Raw genomic sequence first — 16340 nt, 5'->3', positions numbered from 1 at the left:
GGAATGCGCGAGCCGAGCGCCGCGCGCGCCCGCTCGGAGGCCGGCGCGGGCGCGTCGAGACCAAGCAGCCTCAGGCGAGGCGCAAGACCTCGGCGTACAGGGTCTCGTAGGCGGAGAGCATCTTTTTCATCCCGTAACGTTCCTCCACGAGCGCGCGGCCGGCGGCGCCCATGCGCGCGCGATCGGGGCGCGCCCAGACGCTCCCGATCGCGTCGGCGAGCGCGGCGGGCTGTCCAGCCGGGACGAGGAGGCCGGTCTCGCCGTCGGTCACGACCTCGGGGTTTCCGCCGACCCGCGTGGCCACGATCGGCAGGCCCGCGGCCGCGGCTTCGAGGAGCGTGAGGCTCGTGCCCTCCGTGCGCGAGGCGAGCGCGAAGAGGTCGAAGCCGGGCAGGAGCGCGGCCACGTCGTCGCGGTGGCCGAGGAAGCTCACCGCGCCGTGCAGGCCGAACGTCTTGACCAGCGCTTCGAGCGAAGCGCGCTCGGCCCCCTCGCCGACGAGCGTCAGCCGCGCGCCGGGGTGGCTCGTGCGCACGCGCGCGAAGGCCGTGATCAGCGTGGCGTGGTCCTTCTCGGCCGAGAGGCGCGCCACGCAGCCCACGTGGAGCACGCCCGCGGGCACGTCGAGCACCCGCCTCGCGCGCGGGGCGTCGCCGGGCTTGTAGGCGCGCGTGTCAACGCCGTTGCGGATCGTCACGAGCCGCCGCGCGCTGCCGCGCTCGATCTCCAAGGCCACGCGCCGCGCGTCGTCGCTCACGGCCACGATCCGGTCGGAGAGCGCCGAGGCCATGCGGTTCGCGATCACGCGCCCGAGGTCGTCCGGGTAGTTGCGCCCGTGCTTCGTGTGGACCACGCGCGGCCGCTTGCCCGTCACGCGCCGCGCGGCGAGGGCTGCGAGCGCGCCGTGCACGTGCGGGCGCGGGTTGTGCGTGTGCACGAGGTCGATCCCTTCACGACCGAACAGATCCGAGAGCTCGCCGATCACGCTCGGATCGAACCCCTGCCCCCGCTTGAGCAGCAGCCGCAGCGGCACGTCCATCGTCGCGAGCTGCGGCGCGAGCTCGCCCGGCTCGTCGAGCGCGATCACCATCGGATCGAAGCGCGCGCGATCGATCCCTTGCACGAGGTCGAGCACCACGCGCTCGAGCCCGCCTGCCCGAAGGCCGAGCACCACGTGCGCGACGCGCGTGCGCGGCTTCGGCGCGGCGACGCGCGCGGCGGGCTTGTCCTCGTTCGCCTTCTCGATCGTCACGCTGCCGAGATCCACGGGCACGTCCGAGACCGTGACCCGATGTTTGCCCGCGGCGGTGAGCGGGATGTCGCGCACGAGCTCCACGGTGAGCGGCGCGTTCGCGCCGAGCACGAGCCGCAGGCGCTCGTCGACGAGCTTCGTCACCTCGGGCCCGTAGCTCGGCCCGGGGACGATGCGCAGCGTCACCGTGCGATCGGCGCGCTGGTGGACCTGGTAGCGCTCGACCGGCAGGTCCTTGAACAGGAAGGGGATCATCTCGCCGGCGACGATGCGGCTGTCCTCGCCGATGAGCAGATCGAGCACGCGGCCCTCGACCGAGGCGAGCCGCGGCAGCCCGCGACCACACGCGCAGGCGCCGGCCTTGGCGACGGCCACGTCCTCGTTGCGGTAGCGGAGGAGGGGCATCGCGCGGTTGTAGAGATCGGTGAGGAGCACCTCGCCGGGCGTGCCCACGGGGACCGGGCGGCCATCGCTGCAAAGCTCGACGAACACGCCCTCGGCGTGCACGTGCAGGCCTTCGTGCCGCTCGCATTCGGCGCCGATCAGCATCATCTCGCGGCAGCCGTAGCGATCGAAGACGGGCGCGCCGAACGCGCGCTCGATGACCTCGCGTTGCGCCTCGAAGAGCTTCTCCGCGGAGGTGATGATGCCCCGCGGCGGCGGGATCGTGATGCCGTGCTCCAGCGCGGCGCGCGCGAGGAGGAAGAGCGGCGTCGTGTAACCGATCACCACGCGCGGCGCGTAATCGACGATCTCGCGGACCGTGTCGGCGAGCCGATCGGCGCGCAGGTGGAAGGTCGAGATGTACCTGCGCCGCCAGATCGCCTCGTGCACCGCGCGCTTCGTCGTGTCGAACCCCTTCTTCTCGCCGGGCGGGCGACCCCAGACGTGCAGCTCCTTCTCGCCCATCACGGCGCCGGCCCAGCCGTCGGCGCGCAGCGCGGCGGCGACACGACGCTCGTACGTCGGATGATCGTACATGAAGCGCACCGGCACGCCGGTCGAGCCTCCGGTCGCGCCCTGGTGGAGCGTGCCCACGTGGGACTCGGCGACGAGCTCCTTGCTGGAGAGGCGCACGTCTTCCTTCGTCAGGATCGGGAAGGCCGCGAGATCCGCGGGCGCCTTCACCTGGCTCGCGCGCACGCCGTACTCCGCGAAGCGACGCCGGTAAAACGGCACGTGTTTCTCGGCGTGGTGCAGCGCTTCGAGCAGCCTTCGGAACGAGTCCTCGGCGACCTCTTCGGGCGTGCGCCACTGCGACTGTTCGAGCTCGGCGAGCGCGCGCAACGTGTCGCGCTTGCGGAGGTGGGTCTCGTACAGAGGGAACAGCACGGACTGGAACAGGCTCGCGTACATCGCACGCGAGCGTCCCCTCGAAGAGGCCTGAGTCAAGCGCGCGGATGTGCTGGATCCAGCGCTAAATCCGCCTCGATCACGCCCCGGGCGCTTTGCGTGCGTCCGGGTCTTCCGCGACGCGCGGCGCGTCCGTCCGGGGCTCGGGTCCGAGGATCGCGACGAGCACGCCTGCGAGGATGATGGCCGCGCCGAGGAGCTCCATCCCCGTGGGTTTGGCGCCGAGGAACGCCGCGCCGAGCACGAGACCGCCGAGCGTCTCGCCCGGCGACACGAGCGCCACGATCGCCGGCGGCAGCGTGCGCGCCGCGGCCTGCACCGAGGTGTGGCCGATGATCGTCGGGACGACGGCGATCGTCGCGAGGGCCACGAACGACTTTGCGGGCAAGCTCGTCACGCCGTCGAGCGCGCCGAGCGGCGGCAAGACCACGAAGACCACGAGCGCGGCGACGCCATAGATCAACGAGCCCGCGTGCCGCGCCGGCAAGGCGTCCTTGATCGCGCGCGCCGCCGCCACGTAGAGACCGTAGAGCGAGACCGCGCCGAGCACGTAGAGATCGCCCGCCAGCTTGTGCTCGCCCGTGCCCGCCGCGCGCCCGATCACCACGGCGCCCGCTGTCGCGAGCAGCACGCCGACCTGCTCGCGCCGCGTCGGCCGCACGCCGTGCACGAGGAACGCAAAGACGACCACGCTGAGCGGTTCGAGCGAGATGAGCGAGACCGCCGCCGGGAGCGAGGTCGCGAAGAGGCCCACCTGGAACAACGCGAAGTGCGCGCCGAGCATCGCCCCGCACGCGAGGATCCGAAGGCGCACCGACGAAGGCAGCGCGCGCGCGTGCCGCACGACGCCCGCCGGATCGAACGCGAAGAGCAGGAGCGACGCGAGGAAGACTCGCCCGAACGCGATGAACAGCGGGTGCGCGGGCTTCGCCACCACCGCCATCGGCGCGCTCACGGCGAAGCAGAACCCCGCGAGCGTGACGAACAAGGCCGCGCGACCGCGCCCCCCGAGCGCTGTGTTCGCTCCGCTCACACGCTGATCTCGCCGGCCCACGACGCCGCGAACGCCGCGCGCGCCGCCGCGGTGCGGCCCTCGCTCGCGCCCTCCGCGCGACCGAGCACGATCATGAGCTTCGTCAACGCGGCCTCCGTCGTCATGTCCCCGCCGCCGATCGCCCCCGCCCGCGCGGCCGCGACGCCGCCGTGGTACCGCGTCAGATCCACGGCGCCGCGCGTCGACTGGCTGACGATCACCACGGGCACGTCCGCCGCGCGCGCCGCTTCCAGCACGGGCACGAGCGAGTTCTCCAGCCGCGGCACGTTCCCCGCGCCGAACGCCTCGATCACCATGCCGCGCACGCCCGTCGCGAGCGCGCCGTGCAAGAGCCGCGGATCGAGCCCCGGGAACGTGCGCACCGCGAGCACGTGCGGCTCGAGCCGGCCGTCGAACGACGACCTCGGCCGCGGCGCGAGCACGTGCGGCGCGATGTTCACGCCGAGGCCGAGCTCCGCGAGCGGCGGGCACGCGGGCGAGCCGAAGGCCTTCATCCCCCACGCGTCGAGCTTCGTCGCGCGGCAGCCGCGGAGCAGCTCCGAGTAGAACGCGATGCCCACCTCGGGGACCCGCGTCGTCGCCAGATGACAGGCGTCGACGAGGTTCGTCCGCGCGTCGGTGCGCACGTCCGCGAGCGGCTTCTGCGCGCCCGTGAGGATCACGGGACGATCGAGGCCGGACAGGAGGAACGCGAGCGCGCTCGCGGTGTAGGCCATCGTGTCGGTGCCGTGCACGATGACGAAGCCGTCGTACCGATCGAGCGAAGCGTGCACGGTCTTTGCCAGCTCGACCCAGTGGTGGGGCTGGAAGTCGGCCGAGTCGAGATTGTAGAGGATCTTCGTCTCGATCTCGGCGAGCTTGCGAAGGACGGGCAGCTCCGCGACGAGGTCGCGTGTGTACACGTCGGGTTCGAGCGGCGTCGGATCGCCGCCGCGCATCATGAGCGTCCCCCCCGTGTGGATCAGCAAGAGCCGCACGGGCGCGAGCCTAGCAAAGGTTCGGCGTTTGGCTCATCCGCCCGGCGAGAACAGCATGGGATAGACCACCGTCACGATTCCGCCTTCGGGCTGCGGAAAGCTCAGCCCGTGGAAGGCGCGCACGATGCACGCGACCACGCCGCCGTCGGGCATGTCCGATCCGCCGTTGCCGACGTTCGACACCGCGCCGTCGGCCCCGATCACGAAGCGCACCGAGACGCGCCCCTGGAGGTTCGGATTGTTCCGCAGGCCGTTCTCGTAACAGAGCCGGAAGCGCCCGAAGTTCTGCCGGATGATGCGCCGCACGACCTCCGGCGGCAGCCGACCGCTCAGAGCCATGGCGCCCGGGCGCGCTTGCGCTTGTGTCGCCTTGGAGGAGGCGCGGTCATCGAAAGCAACCGGGGCCACGGTCGGTGCGGGCCGCGGGGGGCGATCGTAGAGCAGCCCGATCATGCCGGTGTCGCGGGCGTCCTCGGGCTCACCCGCGCGCGCACGCGCGAACTCCTCCGCGCTCCAGCGCTCGCCCGCCGCCTGGAGCGAGCGCATCCACGCCGCTTCGAGGTCCATCTCCGCGCGGTCGCGCCGTTGCCGCCGCCGCGCCCGGCGCTCGAACCCTGCGATCTCCTCGGCGTAAAGCCCTTCCATCTCCTTCTCGTCGGCGCGGCGGAGCATCTGATGGATGAAGAACTTGTCATCGTCCGTGATGCCGTCGAAGTCGTCGTCGAGGATGGGCTGGAACCGCGAGGCCACGACGGCGAAGACGAGTAGATGGAGCAGCACCGAAGCGAGGTGCGAGAGCCCGAGGCGACGCGAGAGCACGGGCGCGCGCGGCGCGCGGGGAGCGGCGTCGCTGCCGGTGATCTCGATCGTGAAAGGACCGAGGCGCACGGCGATCGTCCGGCCCGGCCCGAGCGGAACCTCGGCGGCGTCGCGGTAGATACGCGAGGCCTCCGCGAGCCCACGCGCGACGGCGCGGGCGGGCGTCATCGGCTTGCCCTCGCCGTCGAAGACGACACGCGCGCCCTTCGGCACGACGGCGCGCACGTCGCCGTCCCACCGCGCGAGCAGCACGGGCGCGCGGGATGCGCCCACGATCTCGGCGGGCAACACGACGTCGCAGCCCTCGTCTTCGCCCACGAAGAACGAGCGCGGCGGGGAGAGCTCCACGGCGGCAAGCACGCAGTCGCTCCCCCACCGCACGACGACGTCGATGGCGCGCGCAGCGGCGCTCACCCTTGCATCCCGAAGCGGCGGATCGGAGGCCACGGAGACAGAGACCACGTCACCCTCCCGATCGTTCCAGCCGAGGACCCGCGTCGAGAGTACATGAGGCCGGGCATCTCAGAAAGAGATGCTCACGCGCCGCACAGGCGCCGTACGCGTCCTCGATCGACGACGCACACACGTCACAGCCGGCGAACGAGACCTGCCGCGCCGACGTGACGGACGTGCCTGTCCCCCGAGGAGGTCGGGATGCGCGGCCTACACACGTGTCCGTCGACGTAAGGAGATCGCCACGGCCACCTCCCACAGGTGCCAGGTGCCCAAGGCAGGTCGGCGTCGCCGACGCACACACATCACAGCCGACGAACGAGATCGCCGAGGCCACCTCCCACAGGTGCAGGACGACAAAAGGAAACCGCCGAGGCCACCTTCCAGGTGTGGAAGGTGGCCCCGGCGGTCAGAGAGGGGCGTTGTTTCGCGGGATCAGCCTTCAGCTCCCGGGCTGGAACATGATCGGGTACGTCACGGTGACGATGCCGTCCTCCGGAGCCGGGAAGCTCATCCCGTAGAACGAGCGGACCACGCAGGAGACCGCGTTCTGGTCGGGCAGATCCGACCCGCCGTTCGACACCTGCGAGACGCTGCCGTCGCGACCGATCACGAACCGCACGGCCACGCGGCCCTGGAGGTTCGGGTTCGTCCGCAGGCCCTGCTCGTAGCAGAACCGGAAGCGGCCGAAGTTCTGCCGCACGGTCCGCTGGATGATCTCGGCCGGGAGACGACCGGTCGTCGTGACGCCCTGCGGACGCATGATCGGCGCGCTCGTCTTGTGATCCTTCGGCTTGAGCTGGCGGTTGAAGCCGCCGGGGCCGCCGAGGTTCACGCCGTAGGTCCCGATGCGATCGATCCCGATGCCTTCACCCTTGCCACCACCACCCTCCTCGTGGCCCGACACGCCGAGACCACCCGAACCCGCGGCCTCGTCGATCGACGAACCCCACATGTTGCCGAGGGCGCTTCGATCGTCGCTGCCGAACGAGGTGTCGCCGCCCCACTTCGCCGTGACGGCGTTCGGGTCGCCGCCGTTCATCACGTTGAGCAGCCCGATCATGCCGAAGTTGCGCGCCTCGTCGACCGCCGCCTGACGCGCGATCTGCGGGTCCGTGTTGTTCTTGTCCCCGGAGAGCGCGAACCGGCCGTCGGTCTTGTGGCTCGTCGTGCTGCCCATCTTGCCTTCGCTGTCCTGCGCACGCGCGCCGGAGCTGCCGCCGGGGGCCTTCTCGTTGTTCTCGGCGAGCTCGGGCGTCTCCTTCTTCTCCTCCTCACGCTCCGCGCTCACGTCGAGCGCGTGCTGGATGAAGTACTTGTCCTCGTCCGAGATCGCGTCCTCGTCCGTCACGCCGAGGGGCGGGAGGAAAAACGCGGCCGCTGCGAGCAACCCCGCGTGCACCGCGAGGGAGACGCCGTGCCAGGAGAGACCCTTGCCCTGCATCGCCACCGCGCCGCCCTTGACCTTGCGGCCCGCCTTCACGCTCGCGACCTGGATCACGAGCCCGCCGATCTCCACCTTCACCCGCGCGCCGAGCGAGAGCGCGACCTCGACGCTGCCCGCGAGCGCCGCGCACGGCATCGCGTTCGTCGCGTCGACCGGAGCGCGACGGCCCTCGGTCTCGATCGTCGCCTTCGCCGTCGCCGGAACCACGACGCTCGCCTTGCCATCCGCGCCCACGAGCACCACCGGGAGCCGCGAGGCGCCGAGCGTGCCGGCGGGGATCACGAAGTCCGCGCTCTCCTCGCCGACGTGGAACGGACGAACCGGCGAGAGGTGCGCGACGTGGAGGATCGAGTCGCCCCACAGGATCATGATCTCGACCGCCTCGTCCGCGCGCTCGCACTCCTCGGCGGGGACCTCGGGGCCGCTCTTCAAGAGCGCGTACGTGTACGAACCCTCGGGCGCGTCGGCGGCCACCGTCTCGGGCTCGCTCGCCTTGTCGGCGAAGAGGGCGCGGGGATCGAAGGGGCGCGCCGGGGTCGCGCCGAAAAGATCCACGGGCGCCTTGGCGACGAACGGGTTGTTCGAGTCGAGTGCCTGCTTCTTCTCGTTGCGATACTCCATGACAAACCTCTCCTGATTTCCTCCGCGCGCGGCGGGGATCGCTCTCGTGTTTCCGTGAAGCTCTGCTACGCGGGCGACTCGTCGGACGCCCTCTCCAGGGCGTCCTCGCGTCTCATCCGGCGTTCAGCATCGCGTCCACGTACCTAACGACAGCAAGATCCGGGGCGGGTTCCAGAAAAGCGACATGGACCCGAAACAGCGAGGATTGAAGGGAATTCGGGGCCGCGGCGGCTCAGCCGGCCCGCGTCTCGGCCGGCGCGGGCGTCCGGCCGAGGAGCGCCCGGGACGACTCGATGAGGAGCGCGATCGCGAGGCCGACGAGCAGGACGCCGACGACGCCGTTCATCGTCGCCGTATTCAACGAAAAGCCACCCTGGCGGATGGCTCCGAAGGCGTGGCGGATCTGCGCGATGAGCGCCCACAAGGTCACGGTCATGACGCAGACCATGGGCACGGCCGTGTACCAGATGCGGCGCTTCTCGCGGTGGAGCCACACGGTGACGGCGAGGAGCGTGAGCGCGGCGAGGAGCTGGTTGCTCGTGCCGAAGAGTGTCCAGAAATCGAGGTAGGCGGGGCGCACGCCGGGCGCGGGCGGGCGCGCCGTGGCGACGAAGTACGCGGGCGGGAGCAAGGTGAGCGCCGCGGCGAGCGCGCCGGCCTTGCGCTTCTTGCTCCAGCCGAAGAGCTCCTCGAGGACGTACCGGCCGAGGCGCGTGGAGACGTCGAGCGTGTCGAAGACGAAGGTGGAGAAGGCCATCGCGCCGAAGGTGGCCGCAAAGAGGAAGTGCTCCTTGCCGAGGATCACGGTCATGAAGCGGCCGACGCCGTCGCCGTAGATCTTGCCGGGGCCCGGGAGCTTTCCTTCCGGCGCGAGGGTGATGACCGTGGTCAGCGCGATGATGGCGACGAAGGCTTCGAGCAGCATCGCGCCATAGCCCACGGGATGCGTGTGTGACTCCTTGGCGATCTGCTTCGAGGTCGTGCCCGAGCAGACGAGGCCGTGAAAGCCCGAGCAGGCGCCACACGCGATGGTCACGAAGAGGAACGGGAAGAGCCCGCCGAAGGGGCCGCCGGCGTCGAAGGTCTTGAACGCCGGCATGCGGATGTCGAACTCGCCGGGATACCGCAGGCCGCCGAAGAAGAGGCCGATCACGCCGGCCGCGAGCGCGAGGTAGAGGACGAATCCGCCGAGGTAGCCCCGCGGCTGCAGGAGCAGCCACACGGGCAGGAGCGAGGCGATGAAGCAGTAGACGAGGATGCCGAGGCCCCACGCGCGCTGCGGGTTCTCGAAGGGGAGCACGAACGAGGTGGAGACCTTCGTCCCGAGCCAGACGACGCCGAGCGTCGCGGGCACGAAGATCAACGTGGTGAGCCAGAGCGGGGGCTTCCATCGCCGGTCGACGAGGCCCATCACGATGGAGAGGCCGAGGTACATGAGGCTCGCCGCCGCGACGGCGCCGCCCGGGTTGAAGCTGAAGGTGCCGCCCTCGAACTCCTCGGTCTTGCCCACGAACGTGCTCGCCGTGATGTCGGCGAAGGCGACGATCACGTAGATGAGCGCGAGCCAGATGAACGTGAGGATGAGCAGCCACGCGCGGCGGCCGAGCTGCCGCCGAACGATCTCGGCCACGCTCTCGCCGTCGTGGCGCACGCTCGCCACGAGCGCGGAGAAGTCGTGCACGGCGCCGATGAAGATCACGCCGAAGCCGATCCAGAGCACACACGGCACCCAGCCGAACATCTGCGCGGCGAGGATCGGCCCCGCGATGGGGCCGGCCGCGGCGATGGCGCTGAAGTGCTGTCCGAGCAGGTAAAAGGGCTTCGTCGGCACGAAGTCCTCGCCGTCCGCGCGCCGCACCGCGGGCGTCTCGGAGGCGTCATTGAGCGCGTAGTTCCTCGCGATGAGGCGGCCGTAGGAGAAGTAGCCGACGGTGAGGACGACGATGACGCCAAGCGCGAGCAGGGGCAGCACGCGGCGAGTATAAGGCCACGCCGCCGAGGTCGATGCCGCGTTACGTGCTTCGCGCGAGGCTCGCGAGCGCTCGCTCCGCGGCGCGGCGGCGCGTGTCGGCCTCGTCCCGGAGCCGCCGCATCTCCGCTTCCATCGGATTGATGCGTTGCTGCATGGCGTCGAGCTCGCTGACGTACCGCGCCCGCAGCGCCCCCTCCGGGCCCGCGTCACGCAGCACCGCGAGCTGCTCGGCGATCTTTCCGTGCCGGGTGAAGATGTCGACGAGATCGCGGTCGAGCCGCACCCGCTCGGCCTCGAACCGGCTCGCTTCCTCGACATTGCGGGAAAGCTCGGAGAGGATGTCGAGCTGCGCTGCGTCGACCCGCCCGGACGCACGCCAGGTCTCGATCTGCCCAGGCTCGATCGACTCGTAGGCGAGGCGCGTCGTCTCGGTCCACGCCTCGCACACCTCGATCTTCGCCTCGCCGCGCGGCGGGACCTCGACGCGGAAGCGCGTGGCGCGCGGCGTCTCCACGATGGGCGTGATGCCCTCGCCGGTGAGCGTGCGGCCGTCCTTGCGCGGGACCTCGACGACGACGTCCACGGCGGTCGAATGATCGCTGCGCACGCAGTACACGTGGCGCTCCTCGACGCGCCGCTGCTCGATGAGGCCGCCCGCCTCGAAGGCGAGGCCCGCGAAGGTCGTGTCCTTGCGGCTCGTGCGGTGGCAACGAACGCCGGGGTCCTTCGTGAACGAGACGCGCACGGGCGCGCCGCGCGTCGCAGCGCCGATCGCAGACTCGCCGACGTAGCGGCCCTCGTCGTAGACCGCGCACCGGCCCTCTTCGAGGCGAACGCCGGTGTCGTTGTCGAAGCAGAGCACGAGGTCGGGGCTCGGCCCTGCGCCCTCGCGGAAGATGCGCTCCTTGCGCACGCGGACGCTCGTCGCGAGCACGGGGACCATCGCGGCGCCGCGGCGCGGGATGGAGACGGGACCCTCGGCGGCCCACTCCCGCGGCTCGGCGGCGGCCGCGGCGGCGAGCTCGGCCGCGGCCTGCTCGGTGTCCATCGTGTCGGCTTCGTCGATGCGCTCCGGCGCGCGCCCGGCGAGCGCGACGAGCGTGCCGAGCGGCGCGGCGGCGCGAATCGTGGCCGGATGGCCGTGCGCCCTGCGCGTGCGCTCGAGCTTCGTGGCGTTCTCGGTCTCGTCGTCGCGTTGCCGATCTGCACGCGCGTACGAGTCGCTCGACGCCGCGCCGGCCTGCGCGGACGAGAGCACGAGCTCCACGTCTTCGAGGTCCTCTTCGAGCGGGTTCTGCACGAGCGCGAACGCGAAGAGCCGCGCCTCCGCGCCCGCGAGCGCGAGCCGATACGAGAGCTGGAAGGGCGCCGCGGGCACGACGTAGAGCACGCGCACATCCTCCACGCGGCCGGCGAGGACCACACGCACGGCGCGACCGTCTCCGCCCGCGGACGTACGGCCGCGGTTCACGAGCACGTCGAGGCTGCCTTGCAGCGCGGGATCGGCGAGCTCGAGCTGCCGGACGGACGCCATGTCGACGACCTCGATCTGCCCCGCGCCCGTGCGCAGGAGCAGCCACCTGCGTGGGCCTTGCCCACCCGTCGACTCCTCGAAGCCGAGCACCTCGCCCTCGATCGGCCCGTCGCTGCCCGCGACCCGCACGCGCCGACCTCGCGCGGCGTGCACGATGCCGCGCAGCGTCGTTCCGGGTTCGAAGCGCAGCTTCTTCTCGGCGAGCACGGCGTCCGGGTCTTCGGGCGCGTCGAAGGCGAGCGCGGTCGTTCGACCCTCGCCGCGCTCGACCCAGACGACGAGCGACCGGAGCACCTCGCCGAGCTCGGCGCGGCCGAAGGGCAGTTCGAAGCTGCCGTCTGCGCTGCCGCGCCGCTCGACGTGGGCGAGGCCCTCCTTGGAGAGGACCACGCGGCGGATGCGGGGCCCAAGGTTTCGTCCCATGCGAAGCGCAGGCTATCGCCGAAGCGCACCCCGAGAAAAGCGCGGGCGCTTGACCTCCCGCATCGGCTCGGAAACGATGCATCCATGCGTCCCTTCCTCGTCGCTCTCGTCGTGCTCTCGGCCCTCCTCGCCGGCTGCTCGCACCGGGCGCCGCCCCCCGCGGCCGATCCGGGCTGCGGCTGCGCGGTGCGGCAAAACCCGCCGCCGTCGCGCTAGAACATCGATCGGTTCAAGAACCGCTCGATGTTCTAGGCTTCTTTCGTCCCGAGGGGGACGCCTCGCGTCCCCCTCTCGCCCGGGCAAAGCCCGGTCGATTCACCCCCCGAGGCGAGTTCGCTTCGCGATCTCGCAGAGCATCGAACCGTTCGATGCTCTAGCCAATGGCTGAACGCGCCGCGCCGTCGCCCATTTCGACCCCGGGCCGTGGGTCGGCGGCGATGCGGACAACCCCTGCCTCGCCGAGGCGGTCGGGGACCATTCCGAGGAGACGAGCGCGCTCGGATCGAAGCGCGAGGCGCAGCGCCGCCCCCCGGTAATGGTCCTCGCCAAGGCCCCCTGAGCCGGCTACATCCCCCGCCAGAGCCATGCACATTCTGCCCGACGTCTCGGCGCGCCTCGCGCGCTTCGTGCCCACGCCCATCGACGCCGACCTCGACGCGCTCACGCCGGACGAACGCGAGGTTCTCCTGCACCTCGTCCGCGCGTCCCTGCCCATCGACGTGATCTTCCTGCGGCAATCGTTCGCGGAGGCGCCGGAGATGCGCGCGGAGCTGGCCCGCGAGACGTCACCGCTCGCGAAGGACGCGCTCGCTTATTTCGATCTGTCGGCCGGTCCCTGGGATCGGCTCGATCAGGAGCCGTTCGTGGGCGATTTGCCGAGGCCGCCCGGCGCCGGGTATTACCCGGTCGACATGACGAAGGACGAGTTCGAGGCGTGGATCGCCGCGCATCCGGCCGAGGCCGACGCGCTCCGGAGCCTCTACACGCTCGTTCGGCGTGGAGAAAATGGGCTCGTCACGATTCCGTATTCGACGGCGTTCCGATCCTTCCTCGGGCCCATCGTCGCGGAGCTTCAGAAGGCCGCGGCGGCGGCAAAAGACGCCGGGCTCGCGCGGTACCTCGGCGCTGTCGTGAAAGCGCTCGGGGCGGACGAGTATTACGAGAGTGACCTCGCCTGGATGGACATGGAGAGCCGCGTGGAGGTCACGATCGGCCCGTATGAGACCTACGAGGACCGGCTCTTCGGGTACAAGGCCGCGTTCACCTCGTTCGTGACCGTGATCGACCCCTCGGCGAGCGGCACGCTCGCGCGATTGAAGTCGGAGCTGCCCGCGATGGAGCAGAACCTGCCGATCCCGGACGAGCACAAGAACCCGAACCGCGGCACCGATTCACCGATCCGCGTGGCGGACCTCGTGTATTCGGCCGGCGACACGAGGGCCGGCGTGCAGACGCTCGCGTTCAATTTGCCGAACGACGAGCGCGTGCGCGAGGCGAAGGGGAGCAAAAACGTCCTGCTCCGCAACGTGATGAAGGCGAAGTTCGAGGGGATCTTGAAGCCGATCGCGGCGCGTGTCCTCGCGCCCGAGGAGCTCTCGCGCCTCTCGGCCGACGCATTCTTTCATCACACGCTCTTGCACGAGCTCTCGCACGGGCTCGGCCCGGGCCGGATCGTCGTGGACGGCGCCTCGACCGAGGTGCGGCTCCGATTGGAGGAGCTGCATTCGCCGTTCGAGGAGGCGAAGGCGGACGTGATGGGGATCTATAACCTCCTCTTTTTGATGGATCGCGGCGTGCTGCCGGCCGGGGGACGCTCCCCGCTCTTCTCGACGTTCCTCGCCGGCATGTTCCGCGCGACCCGCTTCGGCATCGAGGAGGCGCACGGCAAAGGAACGGCGCTCCAGCTCCACTGGCTCATGGAGAAAGGCGTGATCCGCGAGGACGAAACGAGCGGGCTTTTTTCGATCGATCACGAGAAGGTGCCCGGCGCGATCCGCGATCTGCTGCGTGAAATCCTCCTCGTGCAGGCCCGCGGCGACAAGGACGGCGCGCGGGCCATGCTGTCGAAATACGGCGTGATGAGCGAGCCGCTCGCGCGCGCCCTCGGCAAGCTCGGCGATATCCCCGTGGACATCCGTCCGATCTATCCGGCGGCCGAGCGGCTGCTCGGCGTCACGTCATAGTTCGAGCGACGAGGGGGACGTGGCGCGGGCCGTCGTCGCCTTGCGCGGCGGAGGCGGGATTTCCGGGTCGAGCGCGGCCGGGTCCGCCTCCGCGGGGGGCGGCGGGATGGAGAACGGCGCATTCACGAGCGAACGCGTACGCTCGTAAAGCGCGCGGCAAAGCGCGAGCGAGGGCGGCGTCCGGCTCGCGGCGAGCGCGTGCACTTCGGCCTGGACGGCCGCATTGATGGGCGTCGCGATGCCGAGCGAGAGGCCGCGGCTCGTGATTTCCCCGTTCAAGAAATCCACGGCGGGCGGGCGGCCGCGCTCCATCGCGGCGAGCATCGACGAGCGCATCTTGCGGAAGCGCGTGCCGACCGCGAGCAAAATGGCGTGCTTGGCGAAGAGCGAGGGCGAGGCGACGGCCGTACGGTCGGCGTCGGAGAGCGCGATCCAGTCGAGGTCGAGCGTGCCCGAGACCTTTTGCAGCTTCACGCCCGAGGCGCGCGCCACGAGCACGACCTCGGTCATGATCTCCAGCGTCAGGCGACGAATGAAGCGATGGCGCAAAAGCACGCCGAGCCGGTCGCCGCCGAGCGCACCGAGCGAGGAGATCGAGCAGTTGATCGCGAGCTTCGACCAGCGCGCGCCGGCCAGGTTGTCGGTGAGGATCGTCTCGCCGATCGATCCGAGCGCCTTCGCCAGCGGATAGAGCCGGTCGTCCGGCTGCCCATCCATGCGGCCGAGCACGAATCCTCCGGGCGACGTGCGTTCGTACACGCCGGGCTCGGCCATGGACGCGCCCCACGCGACGACGCCGCCGAGCACGCGCTCCGGGCCCGCGATCCGCGCGAGCCGCGGCTCGCAGAGGCCGTTCTGGAACGTCACCATCGCGCCCGTCTCCGCGAGGTGCGGCAGCACGCCGCGCGCGGCCTCTTCCACCTGCGGCGGCTGCGTGGCGAGCAGGATGTAATCAAACGGCTCGGTGCCCGGCCCGAGCTCGGTGACCGCCCGCCCGCGCACGACGCCGGGGCTGTTTTCACCGAGGACGCGCAGGCCCTTCGTATTGATCGCGTCTGCGATCCGTGCATTCGTGGTCAGCGCCGTGACGTCGTGCCCACCCGCGAACAGGTGCGCGGCCACGAGGCCACCAATTCCGCCACATCCAACGACAAGAAAGCGCGGCCCGGAGGATCGCGCGCCGCTCGAGACGCCGTCTTGGCTCATAAGACTTTCGATTCTACATCGATTGCGGAACCGCGCGAGCCAATTCCGCAATGCCGCAACGCATTATTGTTTCGGGACGAGGACCTCGATGGCGCCGGGCACCATCTCGACCTCCAGCGGCAAGCGACCGAGCGGCTCGCCGTCGACGTCGAGCAGGAAACGATCCGCGACGTCCTCGTTCAAAAGTTCCAATTGGATGCGCTCGCAGCGGTAGTGCTTCACGTCGAGCGAGTGCACGTGCGTGCCGGTGTACATGCGCGAGGACACCATAAAAAACCGCAGGCGCGAGGCGGCGCCGAGGTCGACGACGTCGAAGAGCCCGTCGTCCGGGTGCGCCATCGGCGCGACCTGCATGCCGCTGCCGAAGTACCGGCCGTTGCAGATCGCGAAGCAGCGCGTCTCGATCGTCTCCTCGCGGGAGCCGTCCTCGCGCCATATCGTGCATTTGACGCGGCCCACGACGCTCCGCGCGAGGCCTTTCACCGAGGACGTGAAATACGCCATCGTGCCGCCGAGCGTGCGCGTCGACTCGGCCACGAACTGATCGACGAGGCCGCTCATGCCGACGGAGAGGATGTTCACGAAGTAAGAACTTTTCCGCTCGCCCGTATGCGTCGCGTACGAGAATCGGCCGATGTCCACCGCGCGCGTCTTGCCCTCGGCGATGGCCTCGCAATAACGGTCGAGGCGGTTCTCGAAGCCGAGCGTGCGCCGGTAGTCGCCGCCGGTGCCGGCGCCGATGATGCCAAACTTGGGGAGCTTCTTGCCGGCGTCGCGCGCCTCCATGAGGCCGCAGACGACCTCGTGGATCGAGCCGTCGCCGCCGACCGAGATCACCATCCCCCGCCCCTCGCTCGCCGCGTCGCGCGCGATGTCGACCGCGTGCCGGGAGCGCTCGGTGAACACGACGTCGACGTGCCCGAGGTGACGCTCGATCGGCCCGCGCATCTTCTCGAAGAGCGCGCCCGTCTTTCCTCCCGCCGACTGGGGGTTCACGATGAGAAGCGGCTTCATCGACCTAACCCTTGCCATGACATGACCGCGCG

11 protein-coding genes are annotated in these 16340 nt (G+C 70.5%); 2 read left to right on the top strand and 9 right to left on the bottom strand.

Translation table 11 applies throughout. From position 1 onward, the window contains the following. Positions 1-70: 70 nt before the first annotated feature. From E8A74_RS54530 to E8A74_RS54525, 7 genes are all read right to left on the bottom strand, one after another. Complete coding sequence (locus tag E8A74_RS54530) at positions 71-2608, bottom strand: glycosyltransferase (RefSeq protein WP_232379315.1); 2538 nt, start codon at positions 2606-2608, stop codon at positions 71-73. Positions 2609-2684: 76 nt separating this feature from the next. After that, a complete protein-coding gene (locus tag E8A74_RS01265) occupies positions 2685-3638 on the bottom strand; it encodes a DMT family transporter (RefSeq protein ID WP_232379314.1) in 954 nt (317 codons plus the stop codon). Then, positions 3635-4636, bottom strand: coding sequence for an asparaginase (locus tag E8A74_RS01260; RefSeq protein ID WP_136927028.1), 1002 nt, complete (start codon positions 4634-4636; stop codon positions 3635-3637). Before E8A74_RS01260 ends, E8A74_RS01265 begins: the two co-directional genes overlap by 4 nt. A 33-nt stretch (positions 4637-4669) precedes the next feature. Beyond that, complete coding sequence (locus E8A74_RS01255; protein WP_232379313.1) at positions 4670-5917, bottom strand: AgmX/PglI C-terminal domain-containing protein; 1248 nt, start codon at positions 5915-5917, stop codon at positions 4670-4672. 433 nt (positions 5918-6350) lie between these two features. Continuing rightward, entirely contained in the window at positions 6351-7976 is a 1626-nt protein-coding gene (locus E8A74_RS01250) for an AgmX/PglI C-terminal domain-containing protein (RefSeq protein ID WP_136927027.1), read from the bottom strand. 232 nt (positions 7977-8208) lie between these two features. Further along, entirely contained in the window at positions 8209-9948 is a 1740-nt protein-coding gene (locus E8A74_RS01245) for a carbon starvation CstA family protein (RefSeq protein ID WP_232379312.1), read from the bottom strand. 40 nt (positions 9949-9988) lie between these two features. Continuing rightward, positions 9989-11905 (bottom strand): DUF4139 domain-containing protein, encoded by a 1917-nt coding sequence (locus tag E8A74_RS54525; protein ID WP_232379311.1) that lies wholly within the window; start codon positions 11903-11905, stop codon positions 9989-9991. An 84-nt stretch (positions 11906-11989) separates the two neighbouring features. On the opposite strand from E8A74_RS54525, the gene E8A74_RS55420 reads away from it, so the two are divergent. Both E8A74_RS55420 and E8A74_RS01240 read left to right on the top strand, forming a co-directional pair. Continuing rightward, on the top strand, positions 11990-12121 hold the full coding sequence (locus E8A74_RS55420; RefSeq protein WP_269749841.1) for a hypothetical protein: 132 nt from the start codon (positions 11990-11992) through the stop codon (positions 12119-12121). Positions 12122-12489: 368 nt separating this feature from the next. Further along, complete coding sequence (locus E8A74_RS01240; protein ID WP_136927025.1) at positions 12490-14088, top strand: dipeptidyl-peptidase 3 family protein; 1599 nt, start codon at positions 12490-12492, stop codon at positions 14086-14088. Here the strand turns inward: E8A74_RS01240 and E8A74_RS01235 are convergent. Both E8A74_RS01235 and E8A74_RS01230 read right to left on the bottom strand, forming a co-directional pair. Then, positions 14083-15210, bottom strand: coding sequence for a ketopantoate reductase family protein (locus tag E8A74_RS01235; protein ID WP_232379310.1), 1128 nt, complete (start codon positions 15208-15210; stop codon positions 14083-14085). The genes E8A74_RS01240 and E8A74_RS01235 overlap by 6 nt on opposite strands. 147 nt (positions 15211-15357) lie before the next feature. Continuing rightward, the gene (locus tag E8A74_RS01230) at positions 15358-16308 is read right to left on the bottom strand and encodes a diacylglycerol/lipid kinase family protein (protein ID WP_136927023.1); all 951 of its coding nucleotides are present in this window, start codon (positions 16306-16308) and stop codon (positions 15358-15360) included. Positions 16309-16340 lie beyond the last annotated feature (32 nt).

Source organism: Polyangium fumosum (genome assembly GCF_005144585.1).
Taxonomy (GTDB): domain Bacteria; phylum Myxococcota_A; class Polyangia; order Polyangiales; family Polyangiaceae; genus Polyangium; species Polyangium fumosum.
This window is presented reverse-complemented; position numbering and strand designations above follow the sequence as displayed.

What these genes read in the sequence shown, in the direction of transcription:
- E8A74_RS54530 (WP_232379315.1), bottom strand. Translation starts at nt 2,608, where the DNA reads ATGTACGCGAGCCTGTTCCAGTCCGTGCTGTTCCCTCTGTACGAGACC.
- E8A74_RS01250 (WP_136927027.1), bottom strand. Translation starts at nt 7,976, where the DNA reads ATGGAGTATCGCAACGAGAAGAAGCAGGCACTCGACTCGAACAACCCG.
- E8A74_RS54525 (WP_232379311.1), bottom strand. Translation starts at nt 11,905, where the DNA reads ATGGGACGAAACCTTGGGCCCCGCATCCGCCGCGTGGTCCTCTCCAAG.
- E8A74_RS01240 (WP_136927025.1), top strand. Translation starts at nt 12,490, where the DNA reads ATGCACATTCTGCCCGACGTCTCGGCGCGCCTCGCGCGCTTCGTGCCC.
- E8A74_RS01230 (WP_136927023.1), bottom strand. Translation starts at nt 16,308, where the DNA reads ATGAAGCCGCTTCTCATCGTGAACCCCCAGTCGGCGGGAGGAAAGACG.
- E8A74_RS55420 (WP_269749841.1), top strand. Translation starts at nt 11,990, where the DNA reads ATGCGTCCCTTCCTCGTCGCTCTCGTCGTGCTCTCGGCCCTCCTCGCC.